Raw genomic sequence first — 23,787 nt, forward strand, 5'->3', positions numbered from 1 at the left:
GCGGACGCGCCATACGGAAAAGCGAAACGCCGGCGAGAGCCGGCGTTTTTTGTTGTCTTCGTCATTGCACGCAATGACGAAGGGTTAGGCCGGACATCCGATCACGCCCTTGGCCCGCAGCGGACGTAGACCATGTTGCCGTAGCGGGTGGCGGCGTCCTTGTCGACGAAGCGGGTGATCATGACGCGGCCGTCGAAGGAGACGATCTCGCGGTCCTGCTCGCCCGGCGTCGGGCCGGAGGGGCCGATATAGTTCTTCCCGCCCGGCGAGCCCTTCAGCCGCAGTTCCTGCGGCGTGGCCTGGTCGGCGAGATGCATGACCACGCCGCCAGAGGTGCCGGCGCCGATCACGTAAGGATTCTTGCACTGGGCCCGCGCGGCCGCCTCGGTGCGGGCACGGTCGGCCGGGTTCTGGAACGAGGCGAGGCCCCAGCGTCCGACGATCTCGTCGGCGCGGATCGACGCCGGCATTTCCGGGCCGGGGCCCGCCTCGGCCGCGGGTGGCGGCTGGGACGAGGAAAACGACGGCAGGCTGAAACCACCGCCGCAGGCGCCAAGCAGCAGCGCCAGGCAAGAGGCGACGGCCAGATGGGCAACCGTGCGCGCGTGAGCTGAACTGATCATGGCATTCCCCCGAACAAAACCATGGCCGCATCCCTCCCGCAGCCAAGCGCAAAACCGCAGCCGTAGCAATGACGTCCTAAACTACGCCCGCGCCGGAATCGAGTTTCCGAAGACACCATCCTATATCCGCCTCACCAATCGCTTAACCACCTTTGCTTGACAGGATCGCAGCCAAGCCATATCCCCTGCGCACACTATTAGCACTCGGAAAGACCGATTGCTAAGCGCGCCGTTCGATCCTCGGGGAGAGGTTGGACGGGAGCGCCGCCCTCACCCACCTTCCGCTGCTTTCGGAAAAGCGCGCCTCCAAAGGGAAACGTCATGGCTAAGTCCAAATTTCGTCCGCTGCATGACCGTGTCGTGGTCAAACGTATCGACGCCGAGGAAAAGTCCAGGGGCGGCATCATCATCCCCGACACCGCCAAGGAAAAGCCGTCCCAGGGCGAAGTCGTCGCCGTCGGCCCCGGCGGCCGCGACGAGGCGGGCAAGCTGATCCCGATCGACCTCAAGGTCGGCGACCGCGTGCTGTTCGGCAAGTGGTCGGGCACCGAGGTCAAGATCGACAACGAAGAGCTCCTGATCATGAAGGAGTCGGACATCATGGGCGTGATGGCCTAAGGCCAGACGCCTGAACGGCCGCTGAATGCCATGCCCGGGTCGCACGATCCGGGCATCCATCATTCCGCAGGGTTCGACCCGAGACACACCGCGAAACACGATACACCACGAAACACGATACATCACGACATAACAGGGATTGCAGACCATGGCTGCCAAGGACGTCAAGTTTTCCGGAGACGCGCGCGATCGCATGCTGCGCGGCGTCGACATTCTCGCCAACGCCGTCAAGGTGACGCTCGGCCCGAAGGGCCGCAACGTCGTCATCGAGAAGTCGTTCGGCGCGCCCCGCATCACCAAGGACGGCGTCACCGTCGCCAAGGAGATCGAACTCGAGGACAAGTTCGAGAACATGGGCGCCCAGATGGTGCGCGAGGTCGCCTCCAAGACCAACGACACCGCCGGCGACGGCACCACTACCGCCACCGTGCTGGCCCAGGCCATCGTGCGCGAAGGCGCCAAGGCGGTTGCCGCCGGCATGAACCCGATGGACCTCAAGCGCGGCATTGACACCGCGGTCGCAGCGGTGATCAAGGACATCGAGAAGCGCGCCAAGCCGGTCGCCGCCTCCTCCGAGGTCGCCCAGGTCGGCACCATCTCGTCCAACGGCGACACCGCCATCGGCAAGATGATCGCACAGGCGATGCAGAAGGTCGGCAACGAGGGTGTCATCACCGTCGAGGAGAACAAGTCGCTCGACACCGAAGTCGACATCGTCGAGGGCATGAAGTTCGACCGCGGCTATCTCAGCCCCTATTTCGTCACCAACCCCGAGAAGATGACCGCCGAGCTCGAGGACGCCTACATCCTCCTGCACGAGAAGAAGCTCTCCGGCCTGCAGGCCATGCTGCCGGTGCTGGAAGCCGTGGTGCAGTCCGGCAAGCCGCTCGTCATCATCGCCGAAGATGTCGAGGGCGAGGCGCTGGCCACCCTGGTCGTCAACCGCCTCCGTGGCGGCCTGAAGGTTGCCGCCGTCAAGGCGCCGGGCTTCGGTGATCGCCGCAAGGCCATGCTGGAGGACCTCGCGATCCTCACCGGCGGCCAGCTCATCTCCGAAGACCTCGGCATGAAGCTCGAGAACGTCACCGTGAAGATGTTGGGCCGCGCCGGCAAGGTCGTGATCGACAAGGAGAACACCACGATCGTCAAGGGCGCCGGCAAGAAGCCGGAGATCGAGGCCCGCGTCGGCCAGATCAAGGCCCAGATCGAGGAGACCACCTCGGATTACGACCGTGAGAAGCTGCAGGAGCGCCTTGCCAAGCTCGCCGGCGGCGTCGCGGTGATCCGCGTCGGCGGCGCCACCGAGATCGAGGTCAAGGAGAAGAAGGACCGCGTCGAGGACGCGCTCAACGCCACCCGCGCGGCGGTGCAGGAAGGCATCGTCCCCGGCGGCGGCGTCGCGCTGCTGCGCGCCAAGAAGGCGGTCGGTCGTCTCACCCACGCCAATGCCGACGTGCAGGCCGGCATCAACATCGTGCTGAAGGCGCTGGAAGCTCCGATCCGCCAGATCTCGGAGAATGCCGGCGTCGAGGGCTCGATCGTGGTCGGCAAGATCCTCGAGAACAAGTCCGAGACCTTCGGTTTCGACGCCCAGAACGAGGACTATGTCGACATGGTCGAGAAGGGCATCATCGACCCCGCCAAGGTCGTGCGCACCGCACTCCAGGACGCCGCCTCGATCGCCGGCCTGCTGGTGACCACCGAGGCCATGGTCGCCGAGGCGCCGAAGAAGGAAGCCGCGCCCGGCATGCCGGCCGGCGGCATGGGCGGCTTCTAAGCCCATCCTCACCTGACAATGTTGCGAAGGCCGCCTCCGGGCGGCCTTCTTTTTTGCCGATCATACGCTGCGCTTTCCGATTCAACCGGCGGCCAAAACCCACTACGGTGGCGCCGATTCTAAAACGCGAAGCCGCCGGAACCGTCATCGCGCTTTAGGTTATTGTTTGGGCATGATCTTCTCGGAAAACCGCTTCACACTTTTCCGGATCATGCCTTTTTGATCGAGGATTTCGTCAATGCGCGCGCTTCTGGTTTGCCCGACGGCTCTTTTGGCGGCCCTGCTCGTCATGTCACCAGGGCTCGTATCTGCCCAGATGAAGCTGTCGCCGAAGGCCGCGGCGCCGGGCGGCACGGAAACGCGCTATTTCACCTCGATCGACGGTCTCATGGACGGCAATGCCGACGTAATCCTGAAGGAGACTCGGAGCGGCAAGACGCTCACCGCCGCCGTGCTCGACGTCTGCTACCCCGTCGCCAAGAACTCCGACCGCAAGGACCGTTTCGTCGTCAATCTCCAGATCTCCGGCCAGACGCTGACCGGCACGACCTCAAGCCTCGGCGCGAAGGCACCGGTCACGGTCAAGCTGACGCGCAAAGCCACCGGCGACACGTTCGAGTTCCGCGGCCAGATCGGCATCGGCCAGGCCGTGACCGAGGTGACCTCGCCTGACAATGCCGATCTCAGCGAGAAGGAATTTCTCGACAACCAGACCACCGACGACGGCATCACGCCCCAGCCGAAGGATTTTACCGAAGTCTCGCCGGAGGCGATCGCGGTCAAGGTCAAGCTGGATGCCGCGACCGACTTCCTGAAGAGCCTCAAGGGCCAGGACGTCGAGGTGACGCTGGCAAGCCTGACCGTCGGCTGCGACGCGTTGCGCGCCGGCGAGCAGACCATCAACATGTCGGTCGATCCGGAGCACGCGGCCGCACTGCTCGCGAAATTCAGGGCGATGCCCGGTGTCACGGCCGCCGGCTGGACCGCGGGGCTGGCGGAGATGGACCGCACCATCCGCATCCCCGCCGCCGACTGGCGCGACGGCGACAAGATCAACCGCGACAAGCTCGCCACCGCGATTGCCGGCGTGCTGGGCAAGACGCTCGCGGCAAAGCCAGTCTCGCAAAGCTTCAGCCCCGCAACCGGGAAGCTGAAGCTCGTCTTCAAGCGGCCGAACCAGGATTTCCCGGCACTCGAGCTCACCGACACGATCGAGATCTCGGGCCTCGTCTCGGCCGACAAGCCGGGCAGCACTGACAAGCTGATCGTCTGGATCGGCAGCCCCTCGACCACGACCACTGATGAGAGCATCGGCGCCAAGCTCAACGTGTCGGACGAGGCGGCCGCGGATGAAGAAGGCGACCAACCCGACGACGACGGCTCGGTCGAGGCGCTCGCCAAAGAGCTGAAGGGCCAGCGCTGGGACGCCGACAAGTCGGTGTGGAAATAGGCTCTCGTGCCCCGGACGCAGCGCAGCGCTTCTTCAGCGGTGTGCTGCAGAGCCGGGGCCCAGAAGCCTCGAGCGAAATCGTGGATAGATTCTGGGTCCCGGCTCAGCGGGGCGGCACTTCGTGCCGCACCGCGTCCGGGACGCAAGAGCGCTAATTCCCGTTGGTACGGAACCGCAGCGGCTTCGGGCCGATCAGCGTGAGCACGTCGCCTTGGCGCTTCCAGGTCTCGACACTGCTGAGCGCCGCAACGAGATCGTCATCGGCCAGGGCTTTTGCCGGCGGACAGGAACGGTCCTGAATCTGGGCGGGGACGAAGATCACGGTGTTGCCGGCAACCGAGAACTGGCCCTTGCCGCCCTTGCACCAGAGCTCGAGCACGACCTCGCCATTGTCACCGATCTCGATGTTCGGGATCCGCTTCGAGCCGGGCTGCGGCACAGCCTCCAGCGTCATCTCGGTGCCGAAGGGAAAGCCCTCTTCCGCATGCGCGACCGCGGACGTCGCAAGCAACGCAGCCGCGGCACAGACCATCTGCTTCAACGACACCATGAGACCTCTCGACCGACCCGATTCGCCGGGGTTTTCTATAAGACGGCGAAGCCTTTGAGAAGGTTCGTCGGTACAAGCGGCAAAATCCCCGCGGGATGCTCCCGCGGGGATTTGCGTCGAGGCCAGGCGCCGCCTGCTACTTCAAGACCAGCTCCGTGAACGGATAGACATAGGCCTGGAGCGTCACGAGAACGCCGACCAGACAGGCCAGCACGATGGAGTGCCAGAACACGAAGCGCAGGATCGTGCCCTCATGGCCGTACCACCGCGTGGCGGTGGAGGCGACCACGATTGATTGCGCATCGATCATCTTGCCCATCACGCCGCCGGAAGAGTTCGCTGCCGCCATCAGGATCGGCGACAGGCCGATCTGTTGCGACGTGATCTTCTGGAGGTTGCCGAACAGGATGTTCGATGCGGTGTCCGATCCCGTCAACGCCACACCCAACCAGCCGAGCAGCGTGCCGAAGAAGGGATAGAGCACGCCCGTTGCTGCGAAGGCGAGACCGAGCGTTGCGTCGACACCCGAGAGACGAGTGAGCGTGCCGATCGCCAGCATCGCCGAGATCGTGATCAGCGAGATCGCGCAGAGGCGAATGGTGCGGCCATACTCCACCAACAGCCGCCCCGGCCCAACCCCCATCAGGAAGCCCGAGACGATCGCCGCGATCAGCATGCCCGTGCCGGTGAAGGACAGGTAGGTGAACGCGAACACCGCGCCCTCCGGCGTCGGCTTGGCGGCCACCGGCGGCATCTTGTTGATCATCTGGTGCAGCTCGGGAACGGCGTAGTTCCAGGTGAAGATCGAATTCGCCCAGGTCTTGAACGCACCATTGCCCCAGATCAGCATCACGATACAGACGATAATCCATGGCAGCAGCGCGCTCCACAGCTCGGCCTGCGTGAGCGGCGTTTTGTCGAGCGGCGTGGTTGCGCCCATGTGGGAGGTCGATTCGTCGCGGCCGCGCAACGCCGGCGACAGCCAGAGCTGCTTCGGCTGCCACACCTTCAGGAACAGGATCAGACCGCCCATCGAGATCAGCGACGCCCCGATGTCGACAATCCAGGGGTTGACGTAGTTCGAGATCACGAATTGCGGGACTGCGAAACACACACCGGTGACGAGGATCGCCGGCCAGACGTCCTTCATGCCCCGCCAGCCCGCGAACGCCCACACCACCCAGAACGGCACGATCAGCGAGAAGAACGGCAATTGGCGTCCGACCATCGCGCCGAGAATGTAGGGATCGAGCCCGGTAACGGAGGCAAGGCCCTGGATCGGCGTGCCGAGCGCGCCATAGGCCACCGGCGCGGTGTTGGCTATCAGCGAAAGGCCGGAGGCCGCGAGCGGCGAGAAGCCGAGGCCGATCAGCACGGCGCCGGTGATCGCGACCGGCGTGCCAAAGCCCGATGCGCCTTCGAAGAAGGCGCCGAACGAGAATGCCACCAGCAGGAGCTGCAGGCGCCGGTCCTCGGTGACGCCGCCGACCGCGCGCTTCAGCAATTCGAAACGTCCGGTCGTCACCGTCACCTGGTAGAGGAAGATGACGTTGAGGACGATCCAGCCGATCGGAAAGAAGCCGGTGACGATGCCGAGCACCGAGGCGCGGAGCGACATGTTTGCCGGCATGGTGAAGATGAAGATAGCGATCAGGTTGGTGACGATCACCGCGACCACGGCGGCGATGTGCGCTTTGACGCGACCGCTCGCGATCAGGACCAGCAGCGTAACGACGGGTATCGCCGCCGCGATCGTCGACAGCACAGGGCTGTGCAGCGGATCATAGATTTGATTCCACATGGTCTTGCTCCCCCACGCATGTGTGCGGCAGGCGGGCCGCGTGGACAGCCGATCCTGCTTAACGCTGAAGCGATAACCCCCGAGCCGGACACGAATTCCTCGCGAGTGCCGCGGTTCCCGTCCCACTCACAAGCCCGCGAAGTCCTGGAGGCCCCCACCCCACGCCGTTACACCCATGCTAGGGTTGCAAGCCGCGACAAGCCAACGCAAATTGCAGAACTTGCGACTTTAGTCTAAGCGCACCGATTTTCGCCATTGCGTCAGCCCTTTGGCGCCGGGCATTTGCGCACACCCCCTGAGGAGAAAGAGCTCTGTGAACACCATCCGCGCCACGCTCGCGATCGTCTGGCGAATCGCCATCCCCTATTTCCGGTCGGAGGACAAATGGGCCGGCCGCGGCCTGCTCGCAGCAGTGATCGCGATCGAACTGGCGCTGGTCGCGGTCGACGTCCTCTTCAATCGGTGGCAGAACCGATTTTACACCGCGCTTCAGGAGTACAACTGGGACAGGTTCGTCAGCGAAGTCTGGTTCTTCGTTATCCTCGCCGCCAGCTTCATCGCACTGGCCGTCTATCAGCTCTACCTGAACCAATGGCTTCAGATTCGCTGGCGGCAATGGCTGACGCAGCATTATCTCGGCGAATGGCTTGAGGACGCGACGCACTACCGCATGCAGCTCACGGGCGATGCAGCCGACAACCCGGACCAGCGCATCACCGACGACGTCAAGAATTTCGTCGAACAGACCCTGACCATCGGACTCGGCCTGCTCTCCTCGATTGTGACGCTCTTTTCCTTCGTCATCATCCTCTGGGGTCTCTCCAATGCCGCGCCCTTGCACCTATTAGGCATCGATGTCGTGATTCCCGGCTATCTGTGCTGGGGTGCGCTGGTCTACGCGATCTTCGGCACGGCCCTGACGCATCTGATCGGCGCGCCGCTGGTCAATCTCAATTTCGAGCAGCAGCGCTATGAAGCCGACTTCCGCTTCAACCTCGTCCGCGTCCGTGAAAACTCCGAGCAGATCGCGCTGCTGAACGGCGAGAGCGCCGAGCGCGGTCGCCTGCTGCATCGCTTCGGTCGCGTGGCCGGCAACTGGTACGCGATCATGACCCGGACCAAGCGCCTCACCGCGTTCACCGCGAGCTACAGCCAGGCCGCCGTGATCGTGCCCTACGCACTGGTCGCGCCGGCCTTTTTCGCCAAGAAGATTCAACTCGGCGACATGATGCAGACCGGCTCAGCGTTCGGCAGCGTGCAGCGCGCGCTGTCCTTCTTCGTGACCGCTTATCGATCGATTGCGGAATGGCGTGCCGTCGTCGCCCGTCTCGATGGGTTTGAGATGTCGGTCCGTTCGACCGGCAGGCTCGCCGTGCGCAAGCCCTCGATCGACATCGAAGCGGCAATCGGCAGCCGTGACATCCACCTCGACCAGCTTCGCGTGAACCTGCCCGACGGCGCGCCGCTGGTCGCAACCGATGGCTTCACCATCCACACGCCCGAACGCGTGCTGGTCACCGGGCCCTCGGGCTCCGGCAAATCGACGCTGTTCCGGGCCATCGCGGGTATCTGGCCGTTCGGCAGCGGCACCATTTCCATTCCGGAAAACGCCACGCTGATGATGCTGCCGCAGCGCCCCTACTTCCCGGTCGGACCGTTGCGCGATGCGGTGGTCTATCCGGCGGAGCGGGGCGCATTCGAGCCGCCACGAGTCCAGGACGCGGTGATTGCCGTCGGGCTGCCCGAGTTCGCCGACAGGCTCGACGAGGACGGTCATTGGAACCGGATGCTGTCGCTCGGCGAGCAGCAGCGTTTGGGGCTTGCCCGCGCGCTGCTGCATGCGCCGGACTATCTGTTCCTGGACGAGGCCACCGCCTCGCTCGACGAGCCGTCCGAGGCGCGGCTCTACCGGCTGCTGGCGGAGAAGCTGCCGCAGGCCACCATCGTCTCGATCGGTCACCGCTCGACGCTCGACGCCTTCCACACCCGCAAGGTGACGATGGTGGAGAACGGCGACATCCACGTCCTCGGCGACGAGCGGACCAAGGCGGAGCCGAGCACAGTGCGCTGAGGCGTGGCCGCCAATCCGGGTTGAGCGGTTCGACCGCGGAACGGAAGCCAGGCCTTCCTGATTGCGAAGTCGCCGCCGGACTTCTCAGCGATGTTTCCGCCTCCCCATGGCCGAGCTTGTCCCGGACATGACGCTTCGTGGAGATACCGGGGTGCAAAGCAAAAGGGCGGCAGATTGCTCTGCCGCCCTCATCAAGTCTCTTCGGGAAGAAACCTACTTCAGGTTGCTCATCGCGGTCAGATCGAACGACAGCTTGGCGACGCCGGCCGCGCCGCACCAGTTCGAGCCGGCACCGCCGGGGTTGATCGGGGTGACGTTGGTCGTGCCAGAGGCGTTGAAGGCGCTGGTGAAGGCGTTGCAATCACCCTTGTTCAGGTCGGTGTCGGAGTAACGCAGATCCAGCGTGAACACCTTGTACGTGAAGCCGATGCCGATATTCCAGGTGTTGTAGTCCTTGTAGGGGATACCGTTGGCGAAAACGGTGCCGACACCGGTGCCATAGAAGGCGTCCGACGTGCCGAACCACTGCCGACCGAATTCACCCGACGCGTACATGCCGACACCCGAGGCACCGAAGGTCGTGCTCGGCGCCGTCCACTTGGCGGTCAACGAAGCGTAGTTGCCCCAAGCGCCCGAGTTCAGGAAGTTCGGCGAGTAGTACTCGGTCGCGCCGACCGTAAAGCTGTCGTTGATGGTATAGTTCACCTTACCGTAGACTTCGAAGAAGCTGACGTCCTTTTTCATGACGTTGCCGTCGCCGAGGAAGATCGTGCTCGTGCTGACGGCGCAGACGTTGCCGCCGGGAATGCCGCCGGTGAGCACGTTGTCGGCGCAGCTCCCGCCCGGATACAGGTAGCCCCAGACGCCGATGTCGAAGGCGAACGCGCCGAAGGTCGGACGGATACCACCGTAGATATCGACTTCAGCCGCGGCGCGGTTGGCGAAGGAAATGCTCTCGGCCGACACGCCGGCGTACAGCTGGAGATCCTTGTTGATGTTGTAGCGCGGCTCGAAATAGGCCGCCACCGACGGCTTGTGGTTCGACTGGGTCACGCCGCGGAAGATGTAATCGTTCATGATCGCGCCGCCGAAGGCGATGTCCCAAGGATCAAACGCGGGCGCCGGAGGAGCTTTCATAGCCTTCAAGGGCATGTCCGCCGCGAAAGCCGAACTCGTCACCATTGCCAGCGCCGTTGCTAACAAAGTCACTTTTTTCATTTAGATCCCCATCACCAGTTCTTGACCCCAGTCGAGTTCCGGAGGCCCCCCGGGGCCACCCGACCTGATTGCAAATTGCGTTACCCCCGCAATTTGTAGTGAGGGACGTGAACCGTGAAGCAAAAAACACGGGCATCTGCCGACTTTTTGGGCGTTCTGACGATTCCACGAAAGGTTGTCGGACGGTGTTGCTTCTCGATCACATTATTTTCACGCCGAAGTGCACAGAGGGGCCCGGGTTACTACGTAGGTCCGCGGACCCGTGGCGCGCGTGCTACGAATCAGCTGACTCATCAAAGGGCAGCCTCCGCAGCCGCGACAGCGATGCAAAAAGGCCGCAGCGTCGCCGCTGCGGCCTTCCTGTTGTGGATCGTTGTCGTGGGGGCAGACCCAGCCTTTGGCCTGACCTTGAGCCGAACCTTGGGCCTAACCCTGCCCCTCAGCCGGCGTCGGTTCCGCAGAAGACGAAGGCATCGCCCAGCTTGTCTCGGCGGCAGGCTCGGGAGCCGGCGCAGCCACTGGAGCCGCCGGCTTCGGCGCGGGAGCTGCCTTCGCCTTCTTCGGAGCCGCTTTCTTGGCTGCCTTCTTCGGCGACGCCTTCTTCGCCGCGGTTTTCTTTGGCGCCTTCTTCGGTGCGGCCTTCTTGGCCGATTTCTTCGCAGACTTCTTGGCTGTCTTTGCGGACCTCTTGGCCGCTTTCTTCTTCGTCGCCTTCTTCGCCGCTACAACCTTCTTGGCCTTTTTGGCTTTCTTGGCCTTCTTGCTTTTCTTCTTCGTCGCTTTCGCCATCGTGGTCCTCCTGTTGCCGCCGAACAATGGTCGATCGGGCGCCCTTCGGCCGTCACCTCCGGACGAAAGCTCAGCGTGACGCATTCACTGCCGGCCGCGACCCGCCCGTAGCCCAATCGAGAAGCTCAATCGTGTGTACGACCGGAACTGACGTGCCACTGGCAATCTGCACCATGCAGCCGATATTGCCCGCGGCAATCATGTCCGGCTTGACGCTCGCGATGTTGGCGACCTTGCGATCGCGCAACCTGCCCGCAAGCTCGGGTTGGAGAATGTTGTAGGTCCCCGCCGAACCGCAACACAAATGGCTCTCCGGCACATCTTTCACCACGAATCCATTCTTGGAAAGCAATTCTTTCGGGAGCTCCCTGATTTTCTGCCCGTGCTGCAACGAACACGCGGAGTGATAGGCGACGACGATGTTGTCCCGTTGCGTGCTCGGCGCAAGGCCGAGCCCGGCGACGTATTCGGTGATGTCCTTCGCAAGCGCGGACACCTTCGCCGCATCGGCTGCGAACGCAGCGTCCTCACGCAGCAGATAGCCGTAGTCCTTGATCACCGTGCCACAGCCGGACGCCGTCACCAGGATGGCGTCGAGCCCTTCGCCGACCGCCTCCTTTTGCCAAGCCATAACGTTGGCGCGGGCCCGCGCCAGCGCATCATCGTCGTGACCGAGGTGATGGGTGAGCGCGCCGCAGCATTGCTCGCCCTTGACCAGGACGACCTCGATGCCGTGACGGGTGAGAAGGTTGATGGCGGCCTGGTTGATGCGCGGCGCCAGTACCTGCTGGGCGCAGCCCTGGAGCAGCGCGACCCGGCCGCGCTTCTTGCCGAGCGCTGCGAACACGCTGCCCGGAAGAGCACCCGGCGCCGGCAGCCGGCCAGGTGCCAGAGCCAGCATGGCCTTCAGGCGCTGGATCAGTCCGGGCGTGGCCGAGGGCCGCGGGGTCGGCAGGAAGACCGCAAGGGGCCGGGCCAGCTGCGCCAGCCGCATGCTGATGCGAAACCGCTGCGGGTCGGGCAGGACGAAGGCCAGCACCTGGCGCAACAGCCGCTCGGCCAGCGGGCGCCGATAGCGCTCTTCGATCCTGACACGGGCCTGGTCGATGAGATGCATGTAGTTCACCCCAGAGGGGCAGGTCGTCATGCAGGCCAGGCACGACAGACAGCGGTCGACATGCTTGACCACCTCAGCCGTCGGCGCCTGGTCCTTCTCCAGCATCTCCTTGATCAGATAGATGCGACCACGCGGGCTATCGAGCTCGTCGCCAAGCAGCACATAGGTCGGGCAGGTCGCGGTGCAGAAGCCGCAATGGACGCAGGCGCGCAGGATCTTGTCGGCTTCCGCGATGTCGGGGTCGGCGAGCTGAGCGAGTGTGAATTCGGTCTTCATACCGTAGCGCTCCGCCTCAAGCGTCCCCGGTTCAAGATCGACTTTGGATCGAAACTGGCGCGGACCCGTTCGCTGAGGGCGGCGACACCGGGCGCCTGCGGGTGAAACACGTCGATGCCGCGCCTGACCTCCTCGGCTGCCCGGATCAGCGTGGCATGCCCGCCGATTGCATCGGTCCACTGGCGCACGGCCGGGGCGTGCGCATCGTCCTTTGGCGGCAGCGCCGCCCAGATCAGCCCGCCGCCCCAGTCGTAGATGACGTCGCCGCCGGTCTCGCGCGCCAATTGCGTGCCGAGCGCCGCGCCCGAGGCCGGCGGACAGACAATCCGCCATACCGGCCAGGTGCCGAGTGCGCCGCTGGTCGCGAACGGCAGCACGTCGCGAATGGTGGCCCACAGCGCGGACGACGCGGCGTCCTCGATGAGAGTCGCGGTTCCGAACGGCGCCAGCAATTCGCGCAGCGAGCCGGCGCGGTGGCTGACAGAGGCCGTGATGCCCTCGAGCCGCAGCACCGTCAACGCCTCGCCCTGGCCGGCGATGTCGCCAAGCCCATCGGTCTTGGCGCGGAAAGCCGATTTCGGCAGATGCGCGGCGGCAGAAACGTCATAGGGCGAGCCGAGCGCCGCAGTCATCGCCTTGTTGGCGGCGGCATCGTCGAGCCCGCGCAGCAGCAACGTCCGCTCGGCCTCGGGCTTGGGCATCACCTTCAGCGTGACCTCGGTCATCACCGACAGCGTGCCCCACGACCCCGAAAGCAGCTTGCAGAGGTCGTAGCCGGTGACGTTCTTCACCACCTTGCCGCCGGTCTTGAAGCTGTCGCCAAAGCCAGAGACGGCATGCGCCCCCAGGAGATGGTCGCGCGCCCCGCCCGCCTTGATCCGACGCGGGCCGGCGAGGCCAGCAGCGATCATGCCGCCGATGGTGCCTGATACGGGCATGCCGAGCAGCGGCGCGGTGTTGACAGGCTCGAAGGCGAATTGCTGGTTCTTCGCATCGATCAGCGACAGCACGTCGGCCAGCGGCGCGCCGGCCTGGAGCGTGACGATCAGCTCGTTGGGCTCATAGGAGGTGACGGCGTTCATCGCGGAGACGTCGAGCACGGCATTGGTCGCCATGGTGTGCCCGATGCCGCGCTTGCTGCCATGACCGATGATCTCGAGCGGCTGCTCATTGGCAATCGCCGCCCGCACCACCTCTTGGACGTCTTTGGCGTCACGTACCTTGAGCGTATCCACGCATCAGCCGGTAGCGAAATTCGCGGCGGAAATCAATTCGCACGCGGCCGCCGACGGCTCATGATGCAACGCGGCGTGACATCTTCACTTCGATCACCATCGAATCATCGCCTTCCAAACTTCGCTATTGATCGAATAGTTCCCGTGCCCCCTCTCACGCAGGCGCCGGGCCAAGGCGAAAAGGAGTTCAATCATGAACCAACAGATCATGAACCAGCGAACCATCGGCGAGGCGACCAGTGGTGGCGGCCTTTTGGTCGTCGCACAGTGGGAAGCCAAAGAGGGCGAGGCCGAGCGGGTCGCCGGGATCCTGCGCGACTTCCTCCCGCAGGCGCAAAGCGAGCCCGGTGCAAAACTATTCCTGATCAGCCGCTCAAACGACAATCCGGCGCAGTTCCTGTTCTACGAGCTGTTCCGCGACGAGGCTGCCTTCAAGGCGCACCAGGACAGCCCGCACTTCAAGACGTATATCGCGGGTCAAGCCCTGCCGCTGCTGGCGAAGCGCGAGCGCATGCAATACGCGCTGATGTGACTCCTTCCCTTCTCCCCTTGTGGGAGAAGGTGGCGCGGAGCGCCGGATGAGGGGGTTGCTTCGGCGAACTCAACTGCAAGAGACTTCGGTCGCAGAGTCGTCCGCGGAGACAGACCCCTCGCCCGAGTGAGTTCGCGTCTACCAGCGGAGCTGCCCTCTCCCACAAGGGGCGAGGGCACAGCCATGCACATCGCGCCCGCGGCGAGAGCGTTACGGATGTCCAGCGCAGTGCCATACGTTTCCTCCTCCCCTCGTGGGAGGGGGCAATGCTAGAACCGCGGAATGTCGGGAAACGCGAGCTTGCCCGCATGCACATGCATGCGGCCGAGCTCGGCGCAACGATGCAGCGTCGGGAAGACCTTGCCTGGATTGAGCAGGCCCTGCGCGTCGAAGGCGCATTTCAGCCGCTGCTGCTGGTTGAGGTCGATCTCGCTGAACATCTCCGGCATCAGGTCGCGCTTCTCAATGCCGACGCCATGCTCGCCGGTGAGCACGCCGCCGAACTCGACGCAGGCGCGCAGGATGTCGGCGCCGAAGGCTTCGGCGCGCTCGATCTCACCGGGCTTGTTGGCATCGTAGAGGATGAGGGGATGCAGATTGCCGTCGCCGGCGTGGAACACGTTGGCGCAGCCGAGCTGGTATTTTTCCGAGAGCTCGCGGATGCGCGCGAGCGCCTTCGGCAGCGCGCCGCGCGGAATGGTGCCGTCCATGCAGAGATAGTCGGGCGAGATGCGCCCCACGGCGGGGAACGCTGCTTTCCGACCCGCCCAGAACAGGTTGCGCTCGGCTTCCGAGGTCGAGATCTGGCAGGTGGTCGAGCCGCAGCCATTGGCGATCGCTTCGACGCGCGTGATCAGCTCGTCGACCTCGATCTTGGGACCGTCGAGCTCGATGATGAGTAGCGCCTCGACGTCGAGCGGATAGCCGGCATGGACGAAGGCTTCGGCGGCGTGAATCGCGGGCTTGTCCATCATCTCCATGCCGCCGGGAATGATGCCGGCGCCGATGATCCGCGCCACGCATTCGCCGGCCGCCTCGACAGCTGCGAAGCCGACCATCAGCGCGCGCGCCGTCTCCGGCTTTTGCAGGATGCGGACGGTGATCTCGGTGATGATGCCGAGCAGGCCTTCGGAGCCGGTGATGACGCCCATGAGGTCGTAGCCGGCGCTCTCCGCCGACTTGCCACCGATGCGCAGGATCTCGCCGCTCATCAGGACAATCTCGCAACCGAGCACGTTGTTGGTGGTCATGCCGTATTTCAGGCAGTGCACGCCGCCGGAATTTTCGGCGACGTTGCCACCGATCGAGCAGGCGATCTGCGAGGACGGATCGGGCGCGTAGTAAAAGCCGGCATGCGCGACCGCCTGGCTGATGGCGAGATTGGTGACGCCGGGCTCGGTGACGACGACCCGGTTGTCGAAATCGATCTCGCGGATGCGCTTGAACTTGCCAAGGCCCAGCAGCACGCCGTCCTCCAGCGGCAGCGCGCCGCCGGACAGCGACGTGCCGGAGCCGCGCGGCACCACCTTGATGCCGTGCTCTGCACAATATTTCAGGACGAGCGAGACCTGCTCGGTCGTATCCGGCAGCACCACGACCATCGGCGGTTGCCGATAGGCGGTCAGTCCGTCGGATTCATAGGCCCGCATCTCGGCGGCGCTGTCGATCACGCCCTCGCCGGGCACGATTGCGCGCAACGCAGAAGCGATCTCAGCGCGGCGCGCAAGCACCGCCTGGTCGCTCGCAGGCATCATGATGGCCATATCACATCCTTCATGACTTGTCCTTCCGGCTCACGCCGCACGATCAATTTGTCGCGCCAAATCAACCACGTCCGCGATGGTTTGGGTAGGCCGTCCGAAAGTCGGAGCAACGATCTTGCGCGAGTTCGCTCTGGGACAAGTAGGAAATCATGAAACCTGTCATGGTTTCGTGGCTTGTCCAAGCCGAGCCGGCCATGCCAAAACCGGCAGGTTCGACGATCGCCGACCAGATAAGAGCCCCCTCCGGGAAAGAGACGAAGAGCACCCTATGAAAAAACTGACTTTTGGCGCGCTGATGATCCTCACCGTCACTGCCACGGCCTCCAGCGCCATGGCGCAGGATGCCGCCGCCGGTAAATCGTCGTTCAACAAATGCCTGGCCTGCCATGCCATCGGCGAAGGCGCCAAGAACAAGGTTGGCCCCGAGCTCAACGGCCTCGACGGCCGTCATTCCGGCACCGCGCCGGACTACAATTATTCGGATGCGAACAAGAATTCCGGCATCACCTGGAACGAGGCGCAGTTCAAGGAATACATCAAAGATCCGAAGGCCAAGATTCCGGGCACCAAGATGGCATTCGCCGGCATCAAGAACGAGACCGAAATCAACAATCTCTGGGCCTACGTCTCGCAGTTCGACAAGGACGGCAAGATCAAGCAGTAAGCGCGTGAACGGCGGCCGTGGGAGCTTCGGTTCTGATTGAATCAGAACCGAAGCTCCAGCTTTTTGTTTTGACGCGTTTTCTTCACGCGAACCGATATCCACTTCGCTTGAAAACGCTTTAGTCGGCGGCCGCCCGCGGCGGGACGATCTGACCGATCATCGTCTCGATCTCCGTCTTCACGAGATCCGGCACCGCGTTCTGCACCATGTGGCCAAGATCCGGCAACACGATCAGCTTCGCATTCGGCACCGTCGCGGCGAACGGGCGCGCATGGATGTCAGTCTTCACCGTCCTGTCGGGCTCGCCGGCGATGATCGTGACGGGCGCCTTGATCTCGCCGTAGCGCGCGACTTGCGCGGCCACCCACGCCTTCAGCGTCACCAGATCATAGGCATTGGCGATGAATTCGCGCGGACGCAGCAACAGCGGCGTCGCCGAGTCCTTCACGAAGCCGTCCGGCATCGTCTGCGGCAGGAAGACATTGCGCGCGCCGGACTCGGCGACGAAGTACCCCAGCGGCAACGTGATGGTGTAGGCGAGCAGCGGGCCGATCACCGGCATTGCGATGATCTCGTTGTAGCGGCCGACGCCGCCGCGCCAGGGATGGGTCACGGGCGCCAGCATCACGAGGCCGGCGACGCGGTTCGCGTGATCGAGCGCCAGCCGCGCACCGAGCGCGCCGCTCCAGGAATGCACGACGAAGACCGCACGATCAATCCCGAGCTTGCCGAGCGCTTCGTCGATCATCCGCGCCTGGATGTCCGGCGTTGAATCTTGCCGCCGTGCGCGGGTACTCCAGCCGTGGCCGGGACGGTCAATCAGGATGACGCGATGCTCTTTGGCGAGGAGATCGCCGAGCGGGTGGCGCATCACTTCGAGGTTGGAGCTCGCGCCGTGCAACATCACAATCGGGAGGCCGGCATCGCGCGGGCCGATCTCGACGACATGGAGCGCCGCGCCGTCGACCTCGATCATCCGGCCCTGGGGCGGGAATGCGCGCTGTACGGCAACAATTCCGGCCTGCGTGACCAGCGCCAGCAGCACCAGCGCCGTCACGGCTGACATCACGATCATGAAGAGAGTCCGGGCAATCCAGGGCACATCGCAGTTACGGGTTACGTAGGCGGCCGTTTCGCGCAGGGAAGCTTAGCGCTTCCACCGAAAGGCCGGCCTGTGGATATGTGCATAATTGCCGAACCAAAAAATTCAACAAAATCAATGATCCAGCTTGTTGATGCACAAGCCTCAGACCAGCTTCATGCAGTCGTCATCGCAGCTTCCTTATAATCGCCACGGTCGGTTCCGCCATCTAGACTCGGATGGGCGCCGATCCCTCCTCGCAACCTCAGGGGATGCAGGAAAGACCGGCAAGATTGTCCTGGTTTGAACCGGAGGATTTTCGATGAGCTTCAGATCGAATGACACCGCAATCGACGAGATCGTCGCCAGCTGCAACGGTGACCTGCGCGGTGCCGTGCGGGCGCTGCTCCTGATTAACGAGCATCTCGAGGCGGAGCTTGCGAAGGCCTATGCCGCAGCCGTCGATCAGGGCCTCACCGAGCGCGGCGGCAACGTCCTGCACTAGCCGGCGCCGTCCTCGGCCTTTTCCTCGTCGGGGGTGAGCGCGGGACAGGCGCGGATGGTCGTGCGCGCCAGCTTGGCATCGTCCTTGGATTTGTAAGGACCATCGCCGAACCAGATGTCGCCGTTGATGACCGGATTGCTGGTCACGATGTTGCATTTGCCGGTGGCACGGTTGCCGACCACCCAGAACAGTCCGTCGGCGAGGCTCATCGTTCCCGACGCCAACAGCAAGCTACAAGCAAAGATCAAACGCTTCATGGCTTTTGCTCCTGCCATGCAGGTAGACCTGCGGCCGCAGCGACAATAGTCCTTGCGGCATTGCGCTTCTTATCGTGGTTAATCACCGCGCGCCGCAATCGCTCGAAAAATGATCGAGTTATAGGCTAGATGTCGCGGCCTTCGACCTTCTCGGTCAAGGCCTTCACCTGCTCGGGGATTTTCTCGAGGTGCGGATTGACGGCAAGCGCCTTGCGGTAGGCCTCGAGCGCGCGCTTCTCGTCGCCGACGTCCTGCATGATCATGCCGAGCCCTGCGAGCGCGCCGAAATGACGGGGCTCCCGGATCAGGACCTCGCGGATGTCGGCGAGCGAGCGGGCATAGTCGTTCTGCAAATAATAAAGCGTGGCGCGCCGGTTCCAGGCTTCGATGTAGTCGGGCCGGAGCTTGATGACCGCATCCAGAAGCTTGATCGCGACGTTGATCTTCTGTGCGTCGACGGCCGCCTTGGCCCGCGCCATCAGCAGTGCCGCAGTGTCGCTCGGGGTCTGGATCCAGATCGCCCAGATCTTCGCCTCGACGTGTTTGGCGCTGGCATCGTCAGGGGCGGCCTTCAGCGCGCCGAACAGGAAGTCGAGATTCTTGGTGCGGTCGGCCTTGGGCAGCTTGGCCGGCGCCTCCGGCAGCTTCTTCTGCTGCTTCGCCGGCGGGGCCGGATCATCCGACGCCGATGCCGGCGCGAGCCCGGCGGCTCCCAGAACGAGGGCCAGATACAGGATGCGCGCGAAAGGGAATCTCACTGCCATGGCCAAAGTCTAAACGCGTAAAGCCGCCCTTGCATAGCAGGGGCGGCGTCAAACTCGTGTGAAACCGTGGTCTTGCGGGGCGCGCGCGAGGGCTAGCTTAGCCGCCCAAAGATCAGCCCTGGCGAGCCTTGAAGCGGCGCTGCACCTTGTTGATCACATAGACCCGGCCCTTGCGGCGGACCAGGCGGTTGGCGCGATGGCGACCGCGCAGCGATTTCAGCGAGTTACGGACCTTCATGGCAGAATCCTGAACGTTCGAAAGGCCGTGTTCGGCACTACCGTTTCGGCACGCGCGAATGTGGCAAATGAGATCTTTCCCGCTGGCGGACCGACCGCCCGGGATGCGGCGGTTTCTAAGCCATGGTGGGACCGCATGTCAATGCAAACAGCCCCCCAGCCAACAAATCCTTGAAAACAACCCCATGCAAAGTAGGGAACCGGCCGTTTTACAACGGAAATTCGACCATGGCCTCGCCGGTCGCAACCCGCTCCTCGTCCTGATTCCGCACGACGACATCGATCACGACCCAGCGCGACTTGGCGGTGACCTGCTTCGCCTTGATGATTCCGGAAGGCCGGATGGTGTCGCCCGGCCGGACCGGCTTGACCCATCTTGTCTCGAGCCGGCGGTGGATCGCGCCGGCCGGATAGGCCCAGTCGGTGATCATGCGCGAGATCAGGCCAAAATTGTTCATGCCGTGCATGATCACGCCGCCGAACTGGGTCTTGCCGAAACTGCCCTTCATGTAGTCGTCGTCGAGATGCAGCGGGTTGTAGTCGAGCGAGGCGTCGCAGAACAGGCGGATGGATTCGCGCGAAACCGCGAAGCTTGGCCCCTCGATGGAGTCGCCGGCATTGAGGCTTTCGAACGTGACGGTCATTGTGGCTCTCCCCTCACATCGGCCGGATGGTCCAGCCGCGGCCGGAGCAGATCACCTCGCCCGCCCTGTTGAAGAAGACGTTGTCGTGCACGACGAACAGCCGCTCGCGCTTGATGAACTTGTCGAGCGCGCGGGCCTCGAGCCGGATCACATCGCCAGGGCGAGCCGGGACGTTGTAGCTCCAGGACTGCCCCGCATTGACCGTTCCCGGCGAACGCATCCAGTCGTCGGCCGGCGTGCAGGCAAACATCAGCATGATGTGGATCGAGGGCGGCGCGATCAGTCCGCCGTAGCGGGTCGTCCTCGCATAGGCCTCGTCGAAATAGAGCGGATGGGTCTCTCCGACCGATTTGCAATAGAGCGCTATCGCTTCGCGGGTGAGCGTATAGGGGATGGTCTGGCGCGGCTCGCCCGGGACGATCTCGTCCCATCCCTTGCGCGATTGAGCGTCCTTCCAGAAATCGGTCTCGAAGGTTTGCGCCTCAGCCATTTTTGGCCTCCCTTGCCTTTATTGTTGCCGAAAACACTAGCGCAGGGACGGCCGCCTACCAATGCCCCGCCGGGGCCCTTGCCAAATTCGTTATATCATATAATCAATTTGACAGCCCGTCGGGAGGAAACCAATGCCGAAGCTGAAGCTGCCCAATATCGACGACGTTGTCGCCATCGACATCCACACCCACGCCGAGGAGCCCTGCGGTTGTCACGCCGACGACGGCTATGACGATTTCCAGGCGCAGATGGCCGAGTATTTCAAGTCGCCCAACAAGCATCCGCCGACCGTGCCGGAGACCGCGGCCTATTACCGCTCCAAGAACATCGCCGCCGTGATCTTCCCGGTCGATGCCGAGCGCGAGACCGGCTTCCGCCGCTACAACAATTACGAGATGATCGAAGCCGCCTCCGACCATCTCGACGTCCTCATCCCCTTCGTCTCGATCGACCCGCACAAGGGCAAGTTAGGGGCCCGCGAGGCACGCAAGCTGATCGAGGAGTACGGCGTCCGCGGCTTCAAATTCCACCCGACGATGCAGGGCTTCTACGCCAACGACCGCATGGCCTATCCGCTCTATGAAGAGATCAACAATGGCGGTGCGATCGCGCTGTTCCACACCGGCCAGACCGGCGTCGGCTCCGGGATGCCCGGCGGCATGGGGATGCGGCTGAAATATTCCAACCCGATGTACATGGACGACGTCGCGGCCGACTTCCCCGACCTCAAGATCATCCTTGCCCATCCTTCTTTCCCCTGGCAGGAAGAGGCGCTCTCGGTCGCGACCCATAAGCCGAACGTCTATATCGACCTGTCCGGCTGGTCGCCCAAATATTTCCCGCCGATCCTGGTGCGCTATATCAACTCGATCCTTCAGGACAAAATGCTGTTCGGCTCGGACTGGCCGGTGATCACGCCGGACCGCTGGCTGTCGGACTTCGCCAAGATCGAGATCCGCGACGAGATCCGGCCGAAGGTGCTGAAGGCGAACGCAAGGAAGATTTTGGGGATTTAGGCGCGATCGCGCTTTGGTTTTTTGAGCATGATCTGACCGGAAAATCGCTGTATACTTTTCCGGATCATGCTCTAGCGAGGCCAACGTGACGATCAAAGCCGTCGTCTTCGACGCCTACGGAACGCTCTACGACATCCAGTCGGTCGCTGAGATCACCGAGGATGCGTTCCCGGGCTATGGCGAGATCATCACGCAGGTCTGGCGGATCAAGCAGCTCGAATACACCTGGTTGCGCTCGCTGATGCGGCGCTATCAGGATTTTGCCGCGGTCACCCGTGACTCGCTCGCTTATACGCTGCGCCTGCTCGGGCTTGCCTATGAGGGCGAGGCTTTCGAGCGCGTCATCGAGAAATATCTGCATCTCGATCTTTATTCCGACGCGACGGCCGCGCTCACCGCGTTGAAGCCGCGCAAGCTTGCCATCCTCTCCAATGGCAGCCCGGACATGCTCAATGCGCTGGTGGGCAACTCCGGTCTCGACCGCCTGCTCGATGCCACCATCAGCGTCGATGCGAAGAAGATCTTCAAGCCGAGCCCGCAAGCCTATGAGCTGATCGGCGAGGTGCTCGGCACCGCGCCGGATGAGGTGCTGTTCGTCTCCTCAAATCCCTGGGACGTCGCCGGTGCGAAATCGTTCGGGCTCAACGTCGTCTGGATCGAACGGGTGACGCCCGAAGCGATGGCGCTGGCTTGCGTCGAGAACGAACTCGTGGCACCGCTGACGATGTTCAAGGCGATCCGCACCCAGATGGACGAACTCGGCTTTGCGCCGGATCATCGTGTCCGCACGCTCTCCGAGCTGCCAAACATTGCTTAGGCATCGCCGCCCGCCCGTGAGAAGTGAATGAGCCTGGAATCCGTTCGCGCCTTCTTCGCCGAGAAAGCCCCCGACATATCAGTGATGGAATCGCCGATCAGCTCGGCCACGGTACCGCTGGCCGCGGAAGCCTATGGCGTCGAACCCGGGATGATCGCCAAGACGCTATCGTTGCGCATCGGCGAACGCGTGATCCTGATCGTCGCCGCCGGCACCTCGCGCATGGACAACAAGAAGGTGAAGGCGGCGTTCGGCGGCAAGCCGAAGATGCTGGGGCTGGAAGAGGTCGCCGAGATCACCGGCCACGAGGTCGGCGGCGTCTGCCCGTTCGGGCTGAAGTCGCCGCTGCCGATCTATTGCGACGTCTCGCTGAAGGCGTTCGAAATCGTGGTGCCGGCCGCAGGCTCTACCCACAGTGCCGTACGCATCACGCCGGAGCGAATGGCCGAGCTGACCGCGGCTGAGTGGGTCGATGTCTGCGAGATCAGGCCCTAGAACACGCTAGTCGTCGTCATCGTCGTAAGGCCGGGGCTGTGCAGGCGGGGGCGGCGGCGCAGCATTGTAGCGCGGTGACGGCACGGCGCGGCCACGCGGAACCTGCTGCTGCGGCATCTGGTTGTTGGACTGGAACACTGCACGGCAGCCGCTCGAGAGCTGCGGCGTGTTCTGCCGCAGACAAGCCGTGATGCGGTTCACGTCCGGGATCTGGTCGCTGCACAGCCGCCACACGTCCGGTGTGCAGGCCATCTGCTGTTCCATGGTTCCGCGATACTCTTCGGCGGACGCAGCGCTCTGCGCGACGATGCCGCCAATCGCAAGCGCCACACCCAGCGCAATCCGCTCCGTTCTCATGGTCCTAATCCCTTCCCGAGTCTCTCGAATTCTCATCAATCAATGAGACGCGGACAGGTTCTGAACCAACAAAAAAATGTGAAAACACGACTGGAACTATTCCACCTTGCCGATTGCCTGACGGCCGTAATCAGCCGCGCGCCCAACCCCAACTCGCGGTGGTCCGCAAGAAACAGGTCGCCAGGTGGGATTTACGAAGCATTATCCATGTTCAGCCCGGTCCGGAACGCATCCCCGCAGCCAACGTTGCCGTTCGGGAGTCTGCCATGGGAAAGCTCGCATGGGAAAGCTCGCAACCATCGACCTCGCATTGGACGAGATGCTGGTGAATCTCGCCGCGATCGTCTTGCGGCTCTCGAAGCCGGACGTGACGCGAACGCCGGAAGCGCGGCGCGCATTGGCGCAGTCCGTGCATCAATATGCGGTCTGCGCAGCACGCTCGACCGACCCGCGCGTCCACGAATGGAAGACGCGGCTGGACGAAACGCTGAAGCCGAGCCTGCGCATCGTCGCGAGCGACGGCGTGAAGGTGTCGTAGTCGAACGACGTCATTGCGAGGAGCTCTTTGCGACGAAGCAATCCAGAATCCCTCCGCGGAGACATTCTGGATTGCTTCGCTACGCTCGCAATGACGGAGG

General features: G+C 63.5%; 26 protein-coding genes. 11 read left to right on the plus strand and 15 right to left on the minus strand.

What is annotated here, in order from left to right:
• Positions 1–101: 101 nt before the first annotated feature.
• Positions 102–623, minus strand: coding sequence for a hypothetical protein (locus JJE66_RS05430; protein WP_200513062.1), 522 nt, complete (start codon positions 621–623; stop codon positions 102–104).
• 321 nt (positions 624–944) lie between these two features.
• Between JJE66_RS05430 and groES the strand changes: the two genes are divergently transcribed.
• The 3 genes from groES to JJE66_RS05445 all read left to right on the plus strand — a co-directional run bounded on the left by groES (position 945) and on the right by JJE66_RS05445 (position 4,468).
• Positions 945–1,241 carry a co-chaperone GroES gene (gene groES, locus JJE66_RS05435; RefSeq protein ID WP_200513063.1) on the plus strand — a complete coding sequence of 99 codons (297 nt, stop codon included), beginning with the start codon at positions 945–947 and terminating at the stop codon, positions 1,239–1,241.
• Positions 1,242–1,389: 148 nt separating this feature from the next.
• Positions 1,390–3,018 carry a chaperonin GroEL gene (gene groL / locus JJE66_RS05440; protein WP_200513064.1) on the plus strand — a complete coding sequence of 543 codons (1,629 nt, stop codon included), beginning with the start codon at positions 1,390–1,392 and terminating at the stop codon, positions 3,016–3,018.
• A 238-nt stretch (positions 3,019–3,256) separates the two neighbouring features.
• Positions 3,257–4,468: a hypothetical protein gene (locus tag JJE66_RS05445; RefSeq protein WP_200513065.1), complete on the plus strand. Its 1,212-nt coding sequence runs from the start codon at positions 3,257–3,259 to the stop codon at positions 4,466–4,468.
• A 151-nt stretch (positions 4,469–4,619) separates the two neighbouring features.
• On the opposite strand, the gene JJE66_RS05450 is transcribed toward JJE66_RS05445, so the two are convergent.
• A complete protein-coding gene (locus JJE66_RS05450; RefSeq protein ID WP_200513066.1) occupies positions 4,620–5,018 on the minus strand; it encodes an META domain-containing protein in 399 nt (132 codons plus the stop codon).
• A gap of 136 nt (positions 5,019–5,154) precedes the next feature.
• Positions 5,155–6,819 (minus strand): L-lactate permease, encoded by a 1,665-nt coding sequence (locus tag JJE66_RS05455; protein WP_200513067.1) that lies wholly within the window; start codon positions 6,817–6,819, stop codon positions 5,155–5,157.
• A 313-nt stretch (positions 6,820–7,132) separates the two neighbouring features.
• Here JJE66_RS05455 and JJE66_RS05460 point away from each other — a divergent pair, with 313 nt between their 5' ends.
• On the plus strand, positions 7,133–8,890 hold the full coding sequence (locus JJE66_RS05460; RefSeq protein WP_200513068.1) for an ABC transporter ATP-binding protein/permease: 1,758 nt from the start codon (positions 7,133–7,135) through the stop codon (positions 8,888–8,890).
• 213 nt (positions 8,891–9,103) lie between these two features.
• Here JJE66_RS05460 and JJE66_RS05465 read toward each other — a convergent pair whose 3' ends face one another.
• From JJE66_RS05465 to JJE66_RS05480, 4 genes are all read right to left on the minus strand, one after another.
• Positions 9,104–10,108, minus strand: a complete 1,005-nt coding sequence (locus tag JJE66_RS05465; protein WP_200513069.1) for a TorF family putative porin — start codon at positions 10,106–10,108, stop codon at positions 9,104–9,106.
• A 426-nt stretch (positions 10,109–10,534) separates the two neighbouring features.
• Complete coding sequence (locus JJE66_RS37885) at positions 10,535–10,897, minus strand: histone (protein WP_246756098.1); 363 nt, start codon at positions 10,895–10,897, stop codon at positions 10,535–10,537.
• 70 nt (positions 10,898–10,967) lie between these two features.
• Complete coding sequence (gene glcF / locus JJE66_RS05475; RefSeq protein WP_200513071.1) at positions 10,968–12,290, minus strand: glycolate oxidase subunit GlcF; 1,323 nt, start codon at positions 12,288–12,290, stop codon at positions 10,968–10,970.
• Positions 12,287–13,525, minus strand: coding sequence for an FAD-binding protein (locus tag JJE66_RS05480; RefSeq protein WP_200513072.1), 1,239 nt, complete (start codon positions 13,523–13,525; stop codon positions 12,287–12,289). The genes glcF and JJE66_RS05480 overlap by 4 nt, the downstream gene beginning before the upstream one ends.
• 193 nt (positions 13,526–13,718) lie before the next feature.
• On the opposite strand from JJE66_RS05480, the gene JJE66_RS05485 reads away from it, so the two are divergent.
• On the plus strand, positions 13,719–14,057 hold the full coding sequence (locus tag JJE66_RS05485; protein WP_200513073.1) for a putative quinol monooxygenase: 339 nt from the start codon (positions 13,719–13,721) through the stop codon (positions 14,055–14,057).
• A 269-nt stretch (positions 14,058–14,326) separates the two neighbouring features.
• Here JJE66_RS05485 and JJE66_RS05490 read toward each other — a convergent pair whose 3' ends face one another.
• Positions 14,327–15,820, minus strand: coding sequence for an FAD-linked oxidase C-terminal domain-containing protein (locus tag JJE66_RS05490; RefSeq protein ID WP_200513074.1), 1,494 nt, complete (start codon positions 15,818–15,820; stop codon positions 14,327–14,329).
• Positions 15,821–16,088: 268 nt separating this feature from the next.
• On the opposite strand from JJE66_RS05490, the gene cycA reads away from it, so the two are divergent.
• A complete protein-coding gene (gene cycA, locus JJE66_RS05495; protein WP_200513075.1) occupies positions 16,089–16,484 on the plus strand; it encodes a cytochrome c-550 CycA in 396 nt (131 codons plus the stop codon).
• A 118-nt stretch (positions 16,485–16,602) separates the two neighbouring features.
• Here cycA and JJE66_RS05500 read toward each other — a convergent pair whose 3' ends face one another.
• Positions 16,603–17,559 carry an alpha/beta fold hydrolase gene (locus tag JJE66_RS05500; protein ID WP_200513076.1) on the minus strand — a complete coding sequence of 319 codons (957 nt, stop codon included), beginning with the start codon at positions 17,557–17,559 and terminating at the stop codon, positions 16,603–16,605.
• A 328-nt stretch (positions 17,560–17,887) separates the two neighbouring features.
• On the opposite strand from JJE66_RS05500, the gene JJE66_RS05505 reads away from it, so the two are divergent.
• Entirely contained in the window at positions 17,888–18,070 is a 183-nt protein-coding gene (locus tag JJE66_RS05505) for a hypothetical protein (RefSeq protein ID WP_200513077.1), read from the plus strand.
• On the opposite strand, the gene JJE66_RS05510 is transcribed toward JJE66_RS05505, so the two are convergent.
• From JJE66_RS05510 to JJE66_RS05530, 5 genes are all read right to left on the minus strand, one after another.
• Positions 18,067–18,327, minus strand: coding sequence for a hypothetical protein (locus JJE66_RS05510; RefSeq protein WP_200513078.1), 261 nt, complete (start codon positions 18,325–18,327; stop codon positions 18,067–18,069). The two genes, JJE66_RS05505 and JJE66_RS05510, sit on opposite strands and share 4 nt — an antisense overlap.
• A gap of 125 nt (positions 18,328–18,452) precedes the next feature.
• Complete coding sequence (locus tag JJE66_RS05515; protein WP_200513079.1) at positions 18,453–19,091, minus strand: tetratricopeptide repeat protein; 639 nt, start codon at positions 19,089–19,091, stop codon at positions 18,453–18,455.
• A 112-nt stretch (positions 19,092–19,203) separates the two neighbouring features.
• Positions 19,204–19,329, minus strand: a complete 126-nt coding sequence (gene ykgO, locus JJE66_RS05520; protein WP_006611362.1) for a type B 50S ribosomal protein L36 — start codon at positions 19,327–19,329, stop codon at positions 19,204–19,206.
• A gap of 208 nt (positions 19,330–19,537) precedes the next feature.
• Complete coding sequence (locus JJE66_RS05525; RefSeq protein ID WP_200513080.1) at positions 19,538–19,972, minus strand: MaoC family dehydratase; 435 nt, start codon at positions 19,970–19,972, stop codon at positions 19,538–19,540.
• A gap of 13 nt (positions 19,973–19,985) precedes the next feature.
• Positions 19,986–20,462, minus strand: a complete 477-nt coding sequence (locus tag JJE66_RS05530) for a MaoC family dehydratase N-terminal domain-containing protein (RefSeq protein ID WP_200513081.1) — start codon at positions 20,460–20,462, stop codon at positions 19,986–19,988.
• A gap of 133 nt (positions 20,463–20,595) precedes the next feature.
• Here JJE66_RS05530 and JJE66_RS05535 point away from each other — a divergent pair, with 133 nt between their 5' ends.
• From JJE66_RS05535 to JJE66_RS05545, 3 genes are all read left to right on the plus strand, one after another.
• On the plus strand, positions 20,596–21,480 hold the full coding sequence (locus JJE66_RS05535) for an amidohydrolase family protein (protein ID WP_200513082.1): 885 nt from the start codon (positions 20,596–20,598) through the stop codon (positions 21,478–21,480).
• 85 nt (positions 21,481–21,565) lie between these two features.
• Positions 21,566–22,297, plus strand: a complete 732-nt coding sequence (locus tag JJE66_RS05540; protein WP_200513083.1) for a haloacid dehalogenase type II — start codon at positions 21,566–21,568, stop codon at positions 22,295–22,297.
• A gap of 27 nt (positions 22,298–22,324) precedes the next feature.
• Positions 22,325–22,792, plus strand: a complete 468-nt coding sequence (locus JJE66_RS05545; RefSeq protein ID WP_200513084.1) for a YbaK/EbsC family protein — start codon at positions 22,325–22,327, stop codon at positions 22,790–22,792.
• Positions 22,793–22,798: 6 nt separating this feature from the next.
• Here the strand turns inward: JJE66_RS05545 and JJE66_RS05550 are convergent, their stop codons facing one another.
• The gene (locus JJE66_RS05550; protein WP_200513085.1) at positions 22,799–23,149 is read right to left on the minus strand and encodes a hypothetical protein; all 351 of its coding nucleotides are present in this window, start codon (positions 23,147–23,149) and stop codon (positions 22,799–22,801) included.
• Between the two features lie 280 nt (positions 23,150–23,429).
• On the opposite strand from JJE66_RS05550, the gene JJE66_RS05555 reads away from it, so the two are divergent.
• The gene (locus JJE66_RS05555; protein ID WP_200513086.1) at positions 23,430–23,687 is read left to right on the plus strand and encodes a hypothetical protein; all 258 of its coding nucleotides are present in this window, start codon (positions 23,430–23,432) and stop codon (positions 23,685–23,687) included.
• Positions 23,688–23,787 lie beyond the last annotated feature (100 nt).

The organism is Bradyrhizobium diazoefficiens (assembly GCF_016612535.1).
GTDB classification, from domain to species: domain Bacteria; phylum Pseudomonadota; class Alphaproteobacteria; order Rhizobiales; family Xanthobacteraceae; genus Bradyrhizobium; species Bradyrhizobium diazoefficiens_C.